At 54.0% G+C, this 18,462-nt stretch carries 18 protein-coding genes, 1 other RNA gene and 1 pseudogene; 13 read left to right on the forward strand and 7 right to left on the reverse strand.

Translation table 11 applies throughout. The features are described from left to right. From degS to ACZYUB_RS01845, 3 genes are all read right to left on the reverse strand, one after another. Positions 1 to 1,069: outer membrane-stress sensor serine endopeptidase DegS (gene degS / locus ACZYUB_RS01835; protein WP_463945075.1), on the reverse strand; the 1,069-nt coding region annotated here is incomplete at its 3' end. 104 nt (positions 1,070 to 1,173) lie between these two features. Then, a complete protein-coding gene (locus ACZYUB_RS01840) occupies positions 1,174 to 2,541 on the reverse strand; it encodes a Do family serine endopeptidase (protein ID WP_463945077.1) in 1,368 nt (455 codons plus the stop codon). Between the two features lie 74 nt (positions 2,542 to 2,615). After that, the gene (locus tag ACZYUB_RS01845; protein ID WP_463945079.1) at positions 2,616 to 3,005 is read right to left on the reverse strand and encodes a Z-ring associated ZapG family protein; all 390 of its coding nucleotides are present in this window, start codon (positions 3,003 to 3,005) and stop codon (positions 2,616 to 2,618) included. A 471-nt stretch (positions 3,006 to 3,476) separates the two neighbouring features. On the opposite strand from ACZYUB_RS01845, the gene rplM reads away from it, so the two are divergent. The 4 genes from rplM (at position 3,477) to ACZYUB_RS01865 (ending at position 5,806) form a co-directional block, all read left to right on the forward strand. Next, positions 3,477 to 3,905 (forward strand): 50S ribosomal protein L13, encoded by a 429-nt coding sequence (gene rplM, locus ACZYUB_RS01850; protein ID WP_463945081.1) that lies wholly within the window; start codon positions 3,477 to 3,479, stop codon positions 3,903 to 3,905. Positions 3,906 to 3,920: 15 nt separating this feature from the next. Next, positions 3,921 to 4,313 carry a 30S ribosomal protein S9 gene (rpsI, locus tag ACZYUB_RS01855; RefSeq protein ID WP_463945082.1) on the forward strand — a complete coding sequence of 131 codons (393 nt, stop codon included), beginning with the start codon at positions 3,921 to 3,923 and terminating at the stop codon, positions 4,311 to 4,313. Positions 4,314 to 4,730: 417 nt separating this feature from the next. Next, positions 4,731 to 5,363 carry a stringent starvation protein SspA gene (gene sspA / locus ACZYUB_RS01860; RefSeq protein ID WP_463945083.1) on the forward strand — a complete coding sequence of 211 codons (633 nt, stop codon included), beginning with the start codon at positions 4,731 to 4,733 and terminating at the stop codon, positions 5,361 to 5,363. A gap of 14 nt (positions 5,364 to 5,377) precedes the next feature. Further along, on the forward strand, positions 5,378 to 5,806 hold the full coding sequence (locus ACZYUB_RS01865; RefSeq protein WP_463945518.1) for a ClpXP protease specificity-enhancing factor: 429 nt from the start codon (positions 5,378 to 5,380) through the stop codon (positions 5,804 to 5,806). A 206-nt stretch (positions 5,807 to 6,012) separates the two neighbouring features. On the opposite strand, the pseudogene dolP reads toward ACZYUB_RS01865, so the two are convergent. The 4 genes and pseudogenes from dolP to ACZYUB_RS01885 form a co-directional block, all read right to left on the reverse strand. Beyond that, positions 6,013 to 6,585: pseudogene (gene dolP / locus ACZYUB_RS01870) on the reverse strand (division/outer membrane stress-associated lipid-binding lipoprotein); the annotation flags it as partial. Between the two features lie 19 nt (positions 6,586 to 6,604). Continuing rightward, a complete protein-coding gene (locus ACZYUB_RS01875) occupies positions 6,605 to 7,183 on the reverse strand; it encodes an SIS domain-containing protein (RefSeq protein ID WP_463945085.1) in 579 nt (192 codons plus the stop codon). Between the two features lie 2 nt (positions 7,184 to 7,185). Next, positions 7,186 to 7,572 carry a YraN family protein gene (locus ACZYUB_RS01880; protein ID WP_463945087.1) on the reverse strand — a complete coding sequence of 129 codons (387 nt, stop codon included), beginning with the start codon at positions 7,570 to 7,572 and terminating at the stop codon, positions 7,186 to 7,188. Further along, complete coding sequence (locus tag ACZYUB_RS01885) at positions 7,532 to 9,403, reverse strand: penicillin-binding protein activator (protein ID WP_463945088.1); 1,872 nt, start codon at positions 9,401 to 9,403, stop codon at positions 7,532 to 7,534. The genes ACZYUB_RS01880 and ACZYUB_RS01885 overlap by 41 nt, the downstream gene beginning before the upstream one ends. Positions 9,404 to 9,486: 83 nt before the next feature. Between ACZYUB_RS01885 and rsmI the strand changes: the two genes are divergently transcribed. The 9 genes from rsmI to mraY all read left to right on the forward strand — a co-directional run bounded on the left by rsmI (position 9,487) and on the right by mraY (position 18,456). Further along, positions 9,487 to 10,341: a 16S rRNA (cytidine(1402)-2'-O)-methyltransferase gene (rsmI, locus tag ACZYUB_RS01890; protein WP_463945090.1), complete on the forward strand. Its 855-nt coding sequence runs from the start codon at positions 9,487 to 9,489 to the stop codon at positions 10,339 to 10,341. Between the two features lie 17 nt (positions 10,342 to 10,358). Then, an RNA gene (gene rnpB, locus ACZYUB_RS01895) (RNase P RNA component class A) lies at positions 10,359 to 10,741 on the forward strand. A gap of 363 nt (positions 10,742 to 11,104) precedes the next feature. Beyond that, positions 11,105 to 11,563, forward strand: coding sequence for a division/cell wall cluster transcriptional repressor MraZ (gene mraZ, locus ACZYUB_RS01900; RefSeq protein ID WP_463945091.1), 459 nt, complete (start codon positions 11,105 to 11,107; stop codon positions 11,561 to 11,563). A 2-nt stretch (positions 11,564 to 11,565) separates the two neighbouring features. After that, positions 11,566 to 12,504 carry a 16S rRNA (cytosine(1402)-N(4))-methyltransferase RsmH gene (gene rsmH, locus ACZYUB_RS01905; RefSeq protein WP_463945092.1) on the forward strand — a complete coding sequence of 313 codons (939 nt, stop codon included), beginning with the start codon at positions 11,566 to 11,568 and terminating at the stop codon, positions 12,502 to 12,504. A gap of 2 nt (positions 12,505 to 12,506) precedes the next feature. Continuing rightward, positions 12,507 to 12,818, forward strand: a complete 312-nt coding sequence (gene ftsL / locus ACZYUB_RS01910) for a cell division protein FtsL (protein ID WP_460881526.1) — start codon at positions 12,507 to 12,509, stop codon at positions 12,816 to 12,818. Further along, positions 12,815 to 14,572, forward strand: coding sequence for a penicillin-binding transpeptidase domain-containing protein (locus ACZYUB_RS01915; protein ID WP_463945095.1), 1,758 nt, complete (start codon positions 12,815 to 12,817; stop codon positions 14,570 to 14,572). Before ftsL ends, ACZYUB_RS01915 begins: the two co-directional genes overlap by 4 nt. Next, entirely contained in the window at positions 14,556 to 16,025 is a 1,470-nt protein-coding gene (murE, locus tag ACZYUB_RS01920; protein ID WP_463945097.1) for a UDP-N-acetylmuramoyl-L-alanyl-D-glutamate--2,6-diaminopimelate ligase, read from the forward strand. The genes ACZYUB_RS01915 and murE overlap by 17 nt, the downstream gene beginning before the upstream one ends. After that, the gene (gene murF / locus ACZYUB_RS01925) at positions 16,022 to 17,380 is read left to right on the forward strand and encodes a UDP-N-acetylmuramoyl-tripeptide--D-alanyl-D-alanine ligase (protein ID WP_463945098.1); all 1,359 of its coding nucleotides are present in this window, start codon (positions 16,022 to 16,024) and stop codon (positions 17,378 to 17,380) included. The genes murE and murF overlap by 4 nt, the downstream gene beginning before the upstream one ends. Beyond that, on the forward strand, positions 17,374 to 18,456 hold the full coding sequence (mraY, locus tag ACZYUB_RS01930) for a phospho-N-acetylmuramoyl-pentapeptide-transferase (RefSeq protein ID WP_463945100.1): 1,083 nt from the start codon (positions 17,374 to 17,376) through the stop codon (positions 18,454 to 18,456). The genes murF and mraY overlap by 7 nt, the downstream gene beginning before the upstream one ends. Positions 18,457 to 18,462: the final 6 nt, after the last annotated feature.

The raw sequence follows: 18,462 nt of genomic DNA on the forward strand, positions 1-18,462 counted from the left end.
CGACTGTCACCGTATTATTGATTGGTTTTCCTTTGCGTAATACCGTCACTGTAATTTTGGTACCTGGTTTTGCCTCAGCAATCATATCCATCGCGGCTCGAACTCCTGCGACTGGCTTTCCATTAATTTGCGTGAGAACATCCCCGCGCTGCAGTCCTGCCTTAAATCCTGGCCCATCAGGATCTAGGTTTTCAATCACTAATCCACGAAGTTCGCCTAAATTAAGTAGCCTGGCGGTGACCGTATCTACCTCTACGGTAGATATACCCAAATAGCCACGCATCACACGCCCGTGTGTTACTAGGTCTTGCATTATTCGATGGGCTAAGCGATACGGGATGGCGAAGCCGATGCCTGAATTATCGGAGTTGCCCAGTTGATAGGATGCTGAGTTGATGCCGACTAATTCACCATTGGTATTCACCAAGGCTCCGCCAGAATTTCCTGAGTTAATTGCTGCATCAGTTTGTAATAAATCCTGACGGCCATTACTATCTGGTCCCATAGTGCTTAATCCAATGCGACCCGTCGCACTAATTATGCCTTGTGTGATGGTTTGGCCAACATTATATGGATTACCTATAGCAAGAACGACATCCCCAACTTGAGGAGATAGTGATTCCTCTTGAGGAATAACAGGGATATTTTCAGCATTGATGCTGAGTACAGCAAGATCTGTCGGAATATCGGAGCCAACTAAATCAGCTGTAAATACGCGGCCATCCTGCAAGGCAACAATAATTTGGTCGGCTGAGGCAATCACATGATAGTTGGTTAAAATATGCCCTTTGTTCGTCATGATAACGCCCGAGCCAAGGCTTTCAGGTTTGAGTTGTGAATCTGTTCGTACATTAGTGTCTTGATAGCTGCGGGTATAAATGTTTACAACAGCTGGGCCTGCATTTCTGGCTGCTGTAGCGTAACTCAAAGGGGCTTGGTTTCTCTCGGCTGATAGAATGGAGGTAGAGTTTGGCGTTAGTTCTGGGAGCGCGAGAAGCAAAGCGGCAGCAACACCTGCGCCTAATAATACTGATTTAGCCAAGTAACTGATCGAAGATGGTATTTTCATAGCGTTAATCAAGTCATTGAGCGATTAAAGCAGAATAACATAGAAAGAGAGGGATGAGGCAAAGGCTGGCCCGATACCAGCATGGATATCGGGCCAATAGATGTTTAGCGGAGGACCAGATACAGAGAGGAGTCACCGCGAATAATATTGAGGGCTAAAACGTCAGAGCGGCCTTTTATCGCCTTACTGAAGTCGCTCATATTGTTGACCCGCAGGCGGTTGATACCGGCAATGATATCGCCTTTACGCAACCCGATTGCAGCCGCAGGAGACTTAGGGGCAACTTCGGCTACTTCAACGCCTTGTGGTTGCTGTCCTTTCTTGGTGTTCTCCAATTTGGCACCTTCCAACGCGGGGTGGATAGATTTTGCGGGTGCTGCCATCTCATCGGATTGCTTCAGGGTCACCTGGATTGTTTGCGGTTTTCCATCACGGATGATACCGAGATTTACAACTTTACCCGCTCCCATAGTTGCAACTTTTGCCCGGAGTTCACCAAATGAGCGGACCGGGTTGTCATTGATGCTGACGATGATATCCCCGGCTTTGATGCCTGCACTATCAGCCGCAGATCCTGACATCACTTGGCTGACGAAAGCGCCATTTTGCTTATCGTAACCAAATGCTTTGGCGAGATCCGTGGTTAATTCACCCCCCATCACACCCAAGACACCGCGGCGAACTTCTCCATATTTTATAATTTGATCGGTTAGATCTTTTACCATATTGGATGGTATCGCAAACCCTATTCCAATATTCCCCCCATTGGGGCCTAGAATCGCAGTATTGATACCGATAAGTTCACCACGAAGATTAATTAGTGCGCCACCCGAATTCCCCGAATTAATTGCTGCATCAGTTTGAATAAAGTTTTCGAGGTTTTCGATATTCAATCCGCTGCGGCCCAGCGCACTCACAATACCGGAAGTGACGGTTTGTCCGAGGCCGAATGGATTTCCTATTGCGATGGCAAAATCACCTACTCGTAGTTGATCTGAATTGGCGAGCTTAACCTGGCTAAGGTCTTTGGCCTTAATTTGCAAAAGGGCTATATCGGATTGCTGATCTTCACCTATCTTCTTCGCAGTAAATTCTCTGCCATCTTTCAGCGTTACCTTTATTTCGTCTGCTTCCTGAATGACGTGGAAGTTGGTGATGACATAACCTTTATCCGAGTCAATGATGACGCCTGAGCCGAGTGCCTGAAAGGGTTGCTCCTGGATTTGATCCGGAGGCAAGTCAGGGCCGAAGAAAAAGCGGAATTGCTCCGGAATAGCTTGCTTGGTGACCTTTTTCCCGGACACTGAGATATTAACGACTGCGGGTGTGACGCCTTCCAAAACTGGAGCCAAGGTGGGCATCTCCTGCCCATTCATTACAAGCGGGAGAGCGGCTTGAGCCGTGGTAGAGCCGAAAGATAGACCAACACTGATGGCAATAGCGGACAACATTAAGCGTGTGGATCGAGTCATTGATTACAACTCCTAATAAAGACAAGTGATGAAAATGTCACAACACTATGACTATCGGTTGTAATGAATAGTTCCTAGCCCAGTTTAGTTCTGTCTGTCAAAAGTCCTGAACGCTCACCGGAATAGTCAAGAGGCTGGGATTCAGGAGCTGACTCAGTCGTCTCTGTATCGTCGGCCTTGGTGTCATGCCGGAACAGTGGGCTGGCATGAGGAACCAGCTTTTCACTTTGCTCTGCAAAATGCTGGCTGAGACGTTGGTAATGTTCATCTAGTTGCTCAAACATGACTGCGGTGCTGGTGAAGTGATCACCCATTTCCCGCTTGTACTGGGTCAATTCTTTTCGTGCCTTAGTCAGCTCATTGTGTAGTTTTGTTGCATCTCCGGCCCTAGATGTGGCTCTGCCAGCTACAAAACCAATGATGACGCCAATGAGGACAAAAAGAATGGTGGTGAATTCAGTCATGACAGTACCTTGTATACGACAAGTAAGGGTGCTTCAGTCCATGCACTATACCGTCAAGCTCTCCTGGTGGGTACTCTTCAGCATCATTGGTATTTGATTGATCACATGTCTTGAGGCTCGACTCGGCTCAGATGGCAAGAAATGAACAATAAAATCGCCAAGATTGCACGAATGCCTTGCCAGAGTGTGCTTTTGTTAGTCAAAATATTGCGCCTTTGGGTTATGGGGGCATCCATTTCCAAAGGCGGGCCGGGCGTGTTGCAAATTTCACGGGCAATGAAATCTGCAGGTGATTTCTTGGGCGACTTCACTTATAATCGCCCGGCCCACGTTACAGGCCACCAATCTGGTGGTACTAGCAATCGCGATCTGACTTGTATTCGAAGGGATACGGGTGGTCTTTAATTTGTTATGTGCGGCATCCGCCGGACGTAATGTTCATCTTTCAAACAGTAATTTGGGTTAACTGTAATGAAAACTTTCGTTGCCAAGCCAGAAACCGTTAAGCGTGACTGGTATGTTGTTGATGCCGAGGGCAAAACCCTGGGGCGCATCGCCACTGAGATCGCCAGCCGTCTGCGCGGCAAGCACAAGCCAGAATACACCCCGCACGTTGACACCGGTGATTACATCATCGTTATCAACGCTGAGAAGGTTGCTGTTACTGGTAAGAAAGCTTCCGACAAGATGTACTACGCTCACTCCGGTTTCCCGGGTGGCATCAAGTCCATCAGCTTCGAGAAGTTGATCGACCGCAAGCCTGAGATGGTTATCGAAGCTGCTGTTAAAGGCATGTTGCCGAAGGGCCCGCTGGGTCGCGCCATGTTCCGTAAGCTGAAAGTTTACGCTGGTGGCGAGCACAACCACGCTGCTCAACAACCTCAAGTTTTGGACATCTAATTCGGGATCTGGCAAATGGCAGAAAATCAATACTACGGTACTGGCCGTCGCAAAAGCTCTACCGCTCGCGTGTTCGTAAAGCCAGGCAAAGGTAACATTGTTATCAACAAACGTTCTCTGGAAGAGTACTTCGGCCGTCCGACTGCCCGTATGGTAGTTCGTCAGCCGCTGGAACTGGTCGAGATGACTGAGAAGCTGGATCTGTTCATCACCGTTGTTGGTGGTGGTATTTCCGGTCAAGCTGGTGCTATCCGCCACGGTATCACCCGTGCGCTGATGGAATATGACGAAAGCTTGCGCCCAATTCTGCGCAAAGCTGGCTTTGTTACTCGTGATGCTCGTAAGGTTGAACGTAAGAAAGTCGGTCTGCACAAGGCCCGTAAGCGTCCTCAGTACTCCAAGCGTTAATTCGTTTTGGGTATTTAAAAGCCTCGGCATGCCGAGGCTTTTTCATTTCCGAAGATTTGCATAGCCGCCCTATCGAGGGATGGTTTACTGCCTTTAGAATCCAGATCCCGAGTCTTAGTCCTATACGCAATAGTCTTGCTGGATGTGAAGGGCGCGCTTGGTATGAATTTAATGCCGAAGATCCTGCTCAAGTGGGGCGAGATCTGGTACACTTGCTCACCTATTCTGCAGTGCAAGTCTGATTCAAGAGACCATTACTGCCCCTCAACAGGGACAGGATCTGGCACAATCTTGAAAGCAACGCATCGCTGCATGATGCCAACTTGGTTCCCTATGTATCTGGTGGAACTAACTAACTTTTTGGCAATGAAGGTCTATTCCTTCATTGCTTTTCTCTGCTTGTAAATGGAGGGGTCGATGGCTTTTGCTGCCAATAAACGCTCTATCATGACTCTGTTTTCTGGGGCGAACGACATGTTCAGCCACCAAGTGCGTATCGTGCTGGCCGAAAAGGGCGTCAGTGTCGATATCTGCCATGTTGATATGGCTAACTTGCCGGAAGAATTGTTGGAGTTAAACCCCTACGCCTCAGTACCGACGCTGGTCGATCGTGACTTGGTTCTCTATACCTCACGGATCATCATGGAGTATCTGGATGAGCGTTTTCCTCATCCGCCACTGATGCCTGTTTATCCGGTGGCGCGTGGCAATAGTCGCTTGATGATGCATCGTATTGAGCTGGATTGGTACTCGCTAGTGGATAAGATCATGGCGAATGGCGATGAGGCAGAATCTGCGCGCAAAGAGCTCCGTGAAAGCTTGCTAGCCATAGCTCCGATTTTTGCCGAATACCCATATTTCATGAGTGAAGAGTTCAGCCAGGTGGATTGTTTTATGGCTCCGCTGTTGTGGCGTTTACCTCAGTTGGGTATTGAACTGACCGGCAAAGGTGCCAAAGAGCTCAAGAACTACATGACACGTCTGTTTGAACGGGAGTCGTTCCAGGCGTCCCTGACCGAAGTTGAACGCGAACTACGTAACGGATTCTGAGCATGGAACACCAGATGACCCCCAGTCGTCCCTATCTGTTACGAGCTTTCTACGATTGGTTGCTCGATAACGATATGACGCCGCACTTGCTGGTGAACAGTGAAGTGCCGCATGTGCAGGTACCACGGCAATTTGTGCAGGATGGACAGATTGTTTTGAACATAGCGCCACAAGCTGTGATGTCATTTGCGATGGGTAAAGAGTCATTGAGTTTCAATGCTCGTTTTGGTGGTGTGCCGTTTCAGGTTTATATCCCCATGGCGGCTATCGTTGCTATTCACGCCCGCGAGAACGGGCTTGGCACTTTTTTCCCGCCTGAGCCTGCCTATGAGGCTTGGTTGGCGAGCGATGCAACGGAGCAATCGGTCAGTATTGAAGTGCCGGATGATGAACCCGAACCTCCGAAACCGTCAGGCCGCCCCAGCCTACGTATCGTCAAATGAATCGGTTTATTGCGCTATCTTTAGCCTCGCACAAATAAAAACGCGCCCTTGGGGCGCGTTTTTTTACATCCGTCATCTCTGGATTAGTATTGAATAACCTCATCGGCGGCACTGCCCAACTGTACATCTCCTCCTGTCGCAGAATCATTACTGTTGGCGGGTAATGATGTGCTGCTGGAGGTCTGGGTTGTAGAGCTCTTGCCGCCATTTTGAATATATTCGAATACCTTGATGACCTTCTTTACCCCTGAGACGTGGCGCGCCAAATTAACGGCTTTTTCAGCTTCATCACGGGTCACCAGGCCCATCAGGAATACTTCGCTGTTTTCGGTAACCACTTTGAAGTGCGTGCTATCGATGCCCTTGGTGGTCAACATTTCTGATTTGATCTTCGATGTGATCCAGGAGTCTTGGCTCTGAACGCTAAATCCAACTGGTTTACGGATCCGTAACTCATTGTATACATGACGAACGCCGTCGATTTTGCTGACCAGTTGTTCGGCATCGCGGCTGAATTGGCCATAGGGTGTCTGTCCGACCAACAGGACTTTGCCATTCACGCTAACCGCGCTGATACGACTGGCTTTATCCATATCCTTGCGCGAAGCGATTGTATTGGCCGCTTTAAGTTCAATATTCTGGTCGTCGATAACGGAGCCCACAGTGCGTCGATCATTGGCGATGGATGCTGTCGTGGCGGCGCCTGCCACAAAAACTCCCGCACACCCTTGCAACAAGGACAGGCTTGCTACGGTTACCAGTAGCAGTCGATTTTTCATGCGTGTTTCTCCAATCACATCATTGTGGGAACAGGGTGCGATCGATGAGATCACACAGACATTGCAAACAGAGTAGATTGACCTCCAGGATGCGGGGCATGTTGGCTGATGGAACCCGTATCTCTACATCACTGGGACCCAGCAAACCGGCGATTTCTCCACCGTCGCTACCGGTCAGGGCGATGATGGTCATATCACGGCTCAAGGCTGCCTCGGCGGCTTTCACTAATGCCTTTTCCCGGCCATCTCCCGCCAAGACCAACATGATATCGCCACGTTGACCGAGGGCGCGTATCTGCTTGGCATATACATCGGCAAAGCCGCTATCGGCGGCTACTCCGCTGAGAAGGATACTATCGGCCGAGAGTGCCAGGGCCGGGAGCGAAGGGCGCTCGGTTTCGAAACGATGCACCAATTGACTGACAAACAATTGACTGAGTGCTGCGGCAGGGCCATTGCCGCAGGCCAGGATCTTGTTGCCGTTCAACAGACAGATGGTCAGCATCTGGGCCGCGGTCTGGATATCATCCGACAGGGCTTCGGCGGCTGCGATCTTGGTCTGAATACTCTCGGTGAAGTTCTCTTTGATACGATCCAACTCTAGGTCCCCTGAATAGCATTTTTGTACCACTGGCAGGCATCATCACCATCGAAGGCTACAACATCGAAGCGGCATGCCTGATTTGACTCGTTCCATCCTTGCTGCAGCAAGAATGTTTGGGCGGTAAGCCACAGTTTTCGCTGTTTGCTCCGGGTGATGGAGGCTGCGGCTCCACCGTGACTGCGGGAGGCGCGATACCGGACTTCGACGAAGACCAGGTAGTGCGCATCCCGCATTATGAGGTCTATCTCTCCGCTACGGCAGCGAAAGTTTTTGGCGATGAGTATCAGGCCCTGCCGGGTGAGAAAGTGCAGGGCCAGAGCTTCAAACTGTTGCCCTTTCGGGTTATTGAGCCGCAGGCTCGGCAACAGGTTTCGCAATCTCATGGCTTGGCTCGCTCTTTTCGATGCGGATCCAGTGCAGTTGACGGCGTACAACGCCCTGTTCATTGATGCTCAAGGCACCGGTTAATCCTTCGCGTTGTTGCCCCGTTGCGGCACGGAGCTCGGCAAGATGCGGTAACAAGCTGATGCTGTCGTAGCCCATGGCGAAGAAACGTAACAGGTCATTATTGGCTTGCGGCCACAAGGTGAGCACCTTGTCGCGCAGGGGCGAACTGGAGTCCAGCATCCAGGGCATATCGCCCAGCTGCATACCCAGCACATTCTGGGCAACTCCAGGATTATTCAGGCCCGGATTACCCTTGGCACCCAGATAATAGGTGGGGGGGGGCGCAAAGGGGCTCTGGGATATATCGATAAACGATTTAATGATCCCGGCTTCCAGAGGGGAGGCGTAGATATAGATCGCATCGACATCCTGGCGGTTGAAAGCCTGAGCAAACACCTTCTGGCCAATACTCTTCTGTAAGGCATCAATTCGTTGCTGGCTGGCACCGACCCCCATCGCCTGACGCAAAATGGCCTCCAGACTTTGCCGGTCGGTGAACCGAGCCACCAGTGGCGCGCCGCCGGTTTGTGGTTGCCATTGGTTCGTGAAGCCATCGACGACGCGCTGTCCCTGGGCTCCTTGCGGCACAATCAACAGCGGCAGACGTTTACCATCCTGACGAAGTTTTTCGGCCGCTTCTGCGGCATCTGCCGCAGGTGAGAGTGAAAAATAGAAGTGGGTGTCGGTAGTGGATTTGCCATCCGTTTCGTTGAGTGCGAGCAGGGGGACTTGCGGTTTCAACGCGATCAAGGCCTCGACCTGATCCTTGAGCAGGGGGCCGACAATGAACTCGGCACCCTCTTTCACGGCCTGTTGGTACAGGGCGGCTATGGGTTGGCTGGCGCTGTCGTAAAAGCGTAAGTCACCCTGCAACCCGGCTTCTTTATAGGCGGTGAGCATGCCGTTGCGCAGGGCATCCCCCTGGGCAGCCAGATTACCGGAGAGCGGGATCAGAATGGCAACTTGTTTGGGCATGCCGAAAGCAAGGGCTGTGGTTGCTGTCTCGCTGCTTGTCTGATCTTTTTGATACAGCTGACTACCGGGGTGATCCGGATACTCGGCCTGCCAACGGGCGTACTGGGTGGCAAACTGTTGCGGCTGATTGCCTAAGGTGCGTTGCAACACCGCTAGCGCTAACCAACCGGTCTGTATTTTTGGTGCTGGCTCGGCCATGGCTTGCTGTAAACGGGCGGTCTCTTGAGCTTGCAACAGGCTCCAGATCGTCTCGTTGTTAGTTTTTTGCTCCGCAGGCGACAGGTAATTGTTCAAGGCGATATAGGCTGGCAAAGCACTCAACGGGTTTGCTGTTTGGCTGAGTAAGCTGGCCTGCAACTTGTAGTAACTGGCGGTTGCATCATCGGACAAGGGGCGCAGATCGATATCGGCGATTTGTGCCAGCGCTTCGCCGCTCTTGCCTTGCTGTTGCAGGATCATCGCTTGGATGATGCGCTGTTCGTGCTTTTGCTTGGGCGTAAAGGCTTCTTTAGCCAACTGCTGGGAGAGTGCGGAGGCCTGTTGTAAATCGCCCGCCGCGATCAGGCTGCGAGCCGCGAGTGTTTCCCAGGTGAAACGATAGGCGGCATCGGATTGCGCCAGCTGCTGCAGATACCAATCCGACTTATGTTCGAGACGCGAAAAAGCGGACGGTGGCACTGTGGGCGCGCTATTGGAGTTGTCCGGCGTGCTGGCACAGGCGCTCAACAACAGGCTGAGCAGAACCAGAGACAGGAACTGTGATACGCTAAATGGCTTATTGAACCGATACAAAATTATTCCCCGACCGCAATGTGGTGTGCGACATAGTGTAATCGGGCCATTTTTCCGACACAATTGTTCGGCGAGGAGAAGCCATGCAATCGCCCCCCTCTCTTTACATAGTACCGACCCCGATTGGTAATTTGGCTGACATCACCCAGCGGGCCATCGAAGTGCTGACCATGGTCGATGTGGTAGCAGCAGAAGATACGCGACATTCTTCCGTGTTACTCAACCACTTGCAGATTAAAGCTAATCTGCTTGCGTTGCACGATCACAATGAACAGCAACGTGCAGATGCCTTGATTGCCAGGGTCCAGCAGGGGCAGTCTGTGGCGCTGATTTCTGACGCCGGAACGCCACTTATCAGTGATCCAGGCTATCATCTGGTCACTCGCTGCCGTGAGGCGGGTGTCCGGGTTATTCCGCTTCCCGGCGCTTGTGCTGCGATCACCGCTTTGAGTGCTTCGGGCTTACCCACCGATCGTTTTACCTTCGAAGGCTTTCTGCCAGCCAAAGAAAAAGCTCGGGATGATCGGCTGACGGAATTGTTGGATGAGACCCGGACCTTGATCTTCTATGAGTCACCGCGTCGCTTGCTCGAGACAGTACAGGCGGTTGCTCGACTCTATGGTGAACGACAAATCGTGGTAGCGCGTGAGCTGACCAAGACATTCGAGAGCTTCCATTCGCTGCCGGCACCGGCCATGGCCGAGTGGTTGGCTGCGGACAGCAACCGCTGCCGGGGAGAAATAGTGCTGATGATCGCAGGCGCCAAGCCGGATCCGGAGGCCATTCCCAGCGAAGTGTTGCGAACGCTGGCGCTGTTACAGAAAGAATTGCCGCTGAAGCGTGCCGCGGCGTTAACCGCCGAGATCCACGGAGTGAAGAAGAACGCGCTGTATAAACTGGGATTAGAGCAGGCTTCTGTTTACTCTGAAGGGACATAAGCCCTATAATCCGCGCCGGAGTTGGCCAGGGCAGTCGCTGCCTTGTCGTTGTACCTTCGGGTAGACGGATAGGGGAGAGGAAAGTCCGGGCTCCATAGGGCAGGGTGCCAGGTAACGCCTGGGAGGCGTGAGCCTACGACTAGTGCAACAGAGAGCAAACCGCCGATGGCCCGTCAGGGATCAGGTAAGGGTGAAAGGGTGCGGTAAGAGCGCACCGCGCGACTGGTAACAGTTCGTGGCACGGTAAACTCCACCCGGAGCAAGACCAAATAGGCTCCCATTGGCGCGGCCCGCGTTGGGGGCGGGTAGGTTGCTTGAGCCAGTGAGCGATTGCTGGCCTAGAGGAATGACTGCTACCGCGCAAGCGGCACAGAACCCGGCTTACCGGCCGACTCCCCCTCTTGAACAGGAAGCCCGGATTACGCGATGCGTACTCCGGGTTTTTTTTATGCCATTCGAAGAGCCATTTGCCGCTACTGGCGATGTTCAGGCATGCCGCGCCACGGATTGAGAGTGGCATCCAGGAATGCTGGTGATCGCAATGTAAAGAAATCGTGAGTTCTCTCGCATTTCCCTGCATTGCTTACTGCTTGCCATTTACCTGAAAAATAAGCGCCTTTTAGCGATTCACACGGTGGAACGCCAGTAATATCGCGGCTTGCAGCCATTTGCTCCCTTGCAAAGCAGGGGGGGCATCCTTACACTCTTGCGTGGGGAAAAGTGGTTTATTGTGGAATAAAGTAGATCAGCAGGAAGACATCCTATGCTACGCGGGGCTCACGCCATCACTCTCGATACTAAAGGTCGTTTGGCTCTGCCAACCCGATATCGTGAATGGCTGCGTGACGAATGCGAAAATCAGCTGGTTTGCACCATCGATATTAGTCATCCCTGTCTGCTCCTCTATCCATTACCGGAATGGGAGGAGATTGAAAAAAAGCTCAAGGCTCTTTCGAATGTGAATCCGCTGGAACGACGGTTACAACGCTTGTTGCTGGGGTATGCCAGTGAATGCGAACTGGATGGTAATGGCCGTTTTCTGGTTCCAGCTCCATTGCGCCAACATGCTGCGCTGGATAAGCAGGTCATGCTGGTCGGGCAACTGAATAAGTTCGAGATCTGGAGCGAAGCAGGCTGGTTGGCACAGGTTGATGCGGATCTAGAGTCCCTGCCCGCTGCCGATTGGTCCCAATCAGACAATTTACGGGATTTCTCACTGTAACCATGGAACAGACTTTTAGCCATGTAACCGTCATGTTGCATGAAGCGGTTGATGCGTTGGCGATCAAACCGGACGGTATCTATGTCGATGGCACCTTTGGTCGAGGTGGTCATTCGCGTCTTATTTTGTCGAAGTTAGGTCCCAAGGGGCGCTTATTGGCCATCGACCGGGATCCGTTAGCAATTGCCGAAGCACAGCGGATTGATGATCCCCGGTTCGAGATGATTCCTGGTGCCTTCTCCGGTCTGGTCGGTTATCTGGCGGAGCGGGGGCTTGCGGGCAAGATCGATGGTCTGCTACTGGATCTGGGAGTCTCCTCACCGCAATTGGATGATGCCGAACGCGGCTTTAGTTTCCAGAAGGATGGGCCACTCGATATGCGCATGGATCCGACCTCCGGTATCAGTGCCGCCGACTGGCTCGCCAAGGCTGAAGCCGACGACATCGCCTGGGTACTCAAGGAGTTCGGCGAGGAACGTTTCGCCAAGAAGATCGGACGCGCCATTGTTCATGATCGGGTGGAGAAGCCGTTTACGCGCACTCGGCAACTGGCCGAGCTGATTGCCCGGCTGATCCCCAACAAAGAGAAGAACAAGCATCCGGCTACCCGTAGTTTTCAGGCCATTCGTATCTATATCAATTCCGAGCTGGAAGAGGTGGAACGAGCAATGGAAGGGGCTCTGACCGTTCTGGCTCCGGCAGGGCGACTGGCGATTATCAGCTTCCACTCCCTTGAGGATCGTCTGGTTAAACAGTTCATCCGTAAACAGGAAAAAGGTCCCGAGGTGCCACGCGGACTGCCCTTGACCGAGGCCCAACTGGCCGTCGGCCGGACTATGAAGAGTATTGGCAAAGCCATGAAGCCCAGCGACGCCGAGATTGACGGAAACCCTCGTTCTCGCAGTGCCGTGTTGCGAGTGGCGGAGCGGTTGCAGGAGTAGGGATGGATACCCGTATCAATCTGGCACTGGAAATCCTGCGGGATCTGGGACGACATAAATTTCAGGTGATCCTGGTGCTGTCGATCATCGCGTCGGCCATGACCACCATAGTGGTGACCAACGAGACCCGTTTGCTTACGATCACTCTGAACCAGCTTCAGGATGAGCGGGACAAACTGGATATTGAATGGCGCCACTTGCTACTGGAGCAAAATGCATTGGCCGAGCACTCCCGAGTGAGTGATATCGCCAAGAGCAAGTTGCAAATGGCGCGTCCGTCGCCGCTTAAGGAACAGATCATCAACCAGCCATGAGTGTAAAACGTAAAACCAAAAAGCCGGATCACAGCTTACCGCAATGGCGGTTTTTGACGGTGATTGCATTTATTTTGCTGGGTTTTGCCGGTTTGGTGGCCCGTACCGGCTGGATCCAGATCGTGGATCCGGATCGCCTGCGTCTGGAAGGGGATCTGCGCTCGTTGCGGACTACCGCAGATGAGAGTGGGCGCGGCATGGTGACTGACCGCAATGGTGAACAACTGGCTGTGTCTGTGCCGGTGCAAGCAGTGTGGGCCGATCCCAAAGCGGTACATGAAAGTGGTAGTCTGGATAACACTCGGGCCTGGAAGGCCTTGGCCGAAGTGTTGGGGCTCGATGTCAAAGAACTGACCTCGCGGATTGCCGATCCCCGGCGTCGTTTTGTCTATTTGCAGCGGCAGATCACTCCTGCCGTGGCAGAGTATGTCAGCAAGCTGAAACTGGGTGGTGTCTATCTGCGACGGGAGTCCCGTCGTTATTATCCTGCGGGCGAAATTAGCGCGCATATAGTCGGTATGACCAATATTGATGGCTCCGGCATCGAAGGGGTCGAGCGCAGTTTCAATGAATGGCTCTCCAGCGTGCCGGCTGAGCGCAAGGTTCGCAAGGATCGCCAGGGGCGAGTCATCGAGAACATCGGGATCGTCAAGGAAGGCAAGAAAGCCAATAATCTGGTGCTGAGTATCGATCAGCGCCTCCAGTCTCTTGCCTATAGCTCGCTCAAGTATGCGACCGAGGTCAATAAGGCCACTTCTGGCTCCTTGGTGTTGCTGGATGTTACCACCGGGGAGGTGCTGGCCATGGTCAATACCCCCTCCTACAACCCGAATAATCGCGGGCAATATCAAGGCTTCCGTGCTCGCAACCGGACGGTAACCGATACCTATGAGCCAGGCTCAACCCTCAAACCGCTGGTGGCGGTTAGTGCGCTGGAGCATGGTGTCACCAACTGGAGCGAAGTATTCGATACCCGCCCGTTCAATATCGGCGGCAAACGAGTCACTGATAGCCATCGCATGGCACAGGGCAATCTGGGCGACATCCTCAAATTTTCTTCGAATATCGGCATGGCGCATATTGCCCTGCGCATGCCGCCACAACAGATCGTGGATACCTTGACTCAGTTTGGTCTGGGCGTGGATTCCGGGACCGGTCTGATGGGTGAAAGTTCCGGTATGCTGCCGGTCCGGCGTCGCTGGTCCGAGATTGAACGCGCCACTTTAGGCTTTGGCTACGGACTGCGCATTACACCGCTACAGCTGGCTTCGGCTTATGCCACTCTGGCTAATAAGGGCATCCGCAAACCCATCTCCATTCTCAAGGTCAATGAGGCGCCGCAGGGCGAGCAGGTCGTATCCCGTAAGGATGCCGAGGCGGTAATGCTGCAACTCGAATCTGTGGTAGAGCATGGCGGCACCGGTACCAAGGCGGAAGTTCCAGGGTATCGGGTTGCCGGTAAGACAGGGACCGCCAAGGTGGCGATAGCCGGTGGATATGGCAAGGATTACGTCGGTACTTTTGCCGGTTTTGCACCTGTATCCAACCCGAGATTTGCCATGGTGGTCATCATCAACGAGCCGCAAGCGGGTGCCTATTATGGTGGCATGGTCGCCGGACCGACCTTCGCGGAAGTAATGAGCGGCGCCTTGCAGCTGTACAACGTACCGCCGGACGCCCCCCAGACCATAGATCCCAATAAACCCCAAATTAGCCTGGCTCGTCAGGAGGTTAAAGTTGTCCCTCACACTTGATGCCTTGCTTGCTCCGCTCGGAATACTGGCAGATAGTATTCCGCTGCGACAGATGCAACTCGACAGCCGGGCCGTTCAGCCCGGCGACCTGTTTATCGCCCTCAAAGGGCACGCGGTCGACGGCCGCGACTATATTCCAGCCGCAGTCGCCTTGGGTGCCGCGGCCGTGTTGTATCAGCCTGATACCGACTTCGCGTTGCCGCCGTGTGACATTCCTTGCATTCCGGTTCCAGCATTAGCTTCTCACTTGTCGGCCCTGGCGGGCCGCTTCTACGGTGAGCCTGCCCAGCAACTGCAACTGGTCGGGGTGACGGGAACCAATGGCAAGAGCACCACCACCCAGTTAATCGCCAATTGGCGCAGCCTGTTGGGTGGTGTGGCTGGCGTGATGGGAACCATAGGTAATGGTCTGTTTGGCCAGCTGACACCTTGTGAAAATACCACTGCCAGCGCTGTGGCTATCCAGCAAGAGCTGGCTCACCAACTGGCTCAGGGCGCCGATCTGGTAGCCATGGAAGTCTCTTCGCACGGCTTGGTGCAACATCGTGTGGCAGCGTTGCCCTTTGCGGTGGCGGCGTTTACCAATCTCAGTCGGGATCATCTGGACTATCACGGCACCATGGCGGCCTATGCGGCCGCCAAACGCAGCCTGTTTCGTGGACTACCAGCATCGGATTGCGTTCTCAATGCCGATGATGAAGTAGCACAGCAATGGCTGCGCGAGATCCCGGAAGCGGTGACCTATAGCTTGGCGGCGGGCTCCGCACCTCGTGGTGCTCGTTTCATTGAAGCCATGGCGCTGACCTTCCATGACCGGGGCTTTTCGGCCGAGATTCGATCCTCATGGGGAAACGGAGTATTATCCGCGCCCTTGCTGGGGCGCTTTAATGTGGCCAATGCCCTTGCGGCGCTGGCGTCGCTGCTGGTTCTGGGATACGACCTCAAGGCTCTCCTGGCCGTCGCGGGAAAGCTGCAACCAGTCACCGGCCGGATGGAGTGCTTCGGAGGGGGCGAGCAACCGCTGGTGGTGGTGGATTACGCCCATACCCCGGATGGTCTGGAAAAAGCGTTGGAGGCTGCACGGCTGCATTGCCGCGGGCGCCTGTTCTGCCTGGTTGGTTGTGGCGGCGATCGGGATCGGGGCAAGCGCCCCATGATGGCGGCTATCGCCGAGCGCTTGGCTGATGTGGCGATCCTGACCGATGACAATCCCCGTACCGAGGATCCGGCGCTGATTATTGCCGACATGCAGGCGGGTCTTCAGCATCCCGAGCGGTTGCTGGTCGAGCATCAGCGGCCTCTGGCGATCCAACGAGCATTGGAGCAGGCGCAGGCTGGCGATTTAATCCTGGTGGCGGGCAAAGGTCATGAGGATTACCAGATCATCGGTAAGCAAAAATTGATGTATAGCGATCGGGATACGGTCGCACAATTATTGAAGGAGCAGGCATGATCCCGCTGTCATTACAGGATATCGCCAAGACGCTGGGGGCTACTCTGCAGGGGGATGACGCCACCATAACTGCGGTTACCACCGACAGTCGGCAGGTGAGTTCCGGATGCTTGTTCGTTGCCCTGCAGGGTGAACGCTTCGATGGCCATGACTTCTGTGCCCAGGCAGTGGCGGACGGAGCTGCCGCTTTGCTGGTCAGTGAGCCGCTGGCGTTGGATTGTCCACAACTGCTGGTGGCCGATACCCGTTACGCCTTGGGGCAGTTGGGCGCCATGGTGCGGAATCGACTGGTCCCCAAAGTCATCGCCATTACCGGTAGTTGTGGCAAGACCACAGTCAAAGAGATGTGCGCGGCGATCCTGAGTCAATGCGGGCCTGTACTCGCTACCCAGGGAAATCTGAACAACGAGATTGGTGTGCCGTTGACGCTGCTGCGTCTGACTCCGGAACATCAGTATGCCGTGTTGGAATTGGGTGCCAACCATCCGGGTGAAATCGCCTGGACCACGTCGCTGGTGAAACCGGATGTGGCACTGATCAACAACGTCGCCGCCGCCCACCTGGAAGGGTTTGGGTCCTTGCAGGGGGTGGCCTTGGCCAAATCTGAAATTTTCAATGGTCTCGATGATCGTGGCATGGCCATCGTCAATGCCGACAGTGAGTTTTATAGCCACTGGTGTGCCGATCTGGAACCGAACCTGCTCAGTTTTGGTTTGGATAACCGTCGTGCGGATTTTCTGGCGCGGGATATCACGACGGACGCATCAGGCTGCTGCAGCTTTACCCTGGTGAGTCCGCAAGGCGAGATGGATGTTGTATTGCCGATCCCGGGACGCCACAACATCGCCAACGCCCTGGCAGCCGCCGCGGCTACCGAGTCTCTGGGCGTCAGCCTGACCGTGATCAAGCGAGGTCTGGAGGCCATGAGATCGGTCAAGGGACGGCTCTGCGTCCAGCAGTTGCCCGGTGTGACTTTGATTGATGATACCTACAACGCCAGTGCGGAGTCGGTACTGGCGGCAATTGATACTCTGGCAGCCATGACTGGCTACCGGGTACTGGTGTTTGGTGACATGGGCGAACTGGGGCTCGAAGCTGAGGCTCAGCATCGGCGGATTGGTGTGCACGCCAAGCTGGCGAAACTGGATGCGGTGTACACAGTCGGTCAGCTCTCGGCCTTGACCTCAGCTGAAGCGGGAGGACGGCATTTTGCCGATAAAGCATCCCTGCTCCAGGCTCTGGAAGAGCTGTTATCCCAACACCCGGCAATCACCTTATTGGCCAAGGGAGCGCGGAGTGCGCGTATGGAAGAGGTGGTTGAGTTCGTGAAAACTATTAAGGAGCAGGCATGTTAGTCTGGCTGGCGGAGTATTTGACGCCCTATATTTCGCTATTTCATGTGGTCTCGTATCTGACCTTCCGCGCCATCATGGCGATCCTGACCGCGCTGGGCGTAGCCCTGTGGATGGGACCGCATCTGATCCGCCGTCTGCAACTGCTGCAGATCGGACAAGTGGTGCGTAACGATGGCCCTGAGTCCCATTTCAGCAAGCGCGGCACGCCAACCATGGGTGGCTTGATGATCCTGGCCTCGATCCTGATCTCGGTGTTGCTGTGGGCCAAACTCAGCAACCCCTATGTCTGGGTCGTGCTGTTTGTGCTTGTCGGTTACGGTGCCATCGGTTTTGTCGATGATTACCGCAAGGTGGTGCGCAAGGACACCAAGGGATTGATTGCGCGCTGGAAGTACTTCTGGCAATCCCTGGCGGCGTTGGCGGTCGGCGTCTATCTCTATGCTTCGGCGGGGAGTGATGCCCAGACCACCTTGGTGCTGCCGTTCTTCAAGAATTTCATGCCCGAGTTGGGGTTGCTATTCATCCCGCTGTGCTATCTGGTGATTGTCGGTTCATCCAATGCGGTGAATCTGACCGATGGTCTCGACGGTCTGGCCATCATGCCAACTGTGATGGTAGCGGCTGGCTTGGCTCTGGTCGCCTGGCCGACTGGCAACGTCAATTTTGCTGAATATCTGCATATTCCCTATATCGCCAATGCCTCCGAGCTGGTGATCGTCTGTACCGCCATCGTCGGTGCCGGATTGGGTTTCCTCTGGTTTAACACTTATCCGGCTCAGGTGTTCATGGGCGACGTCGGTTCGCTGGCCCTGGGTGGTGTATTGGGGGTGATCGCGGTGCTGATTCGGCAGGAGTTCTTGCTGGTGATCATGGGCGGGGTATTCGTGATGGAGACCCTTTCGGTGATCCTGCAGGTCGGCTCCTACAAGCTGCGGGGACAGCGCATTTTCCGCATGGCTCCAATCCATCATCACTATGAATTGAAAGGCTGGCCAGAGCCGCGGGTGATTGTCCGCTTCTGGATCATTACGCTGGTTCTGGTTCTGCTGGGTCTGGTGACCCTGAAACTGAGGTAACAAACG

The sequence above is a fragment of the Pseudaeromonas sp. HNCC25DJ182 genome (genome assembly GCF_055413365.1).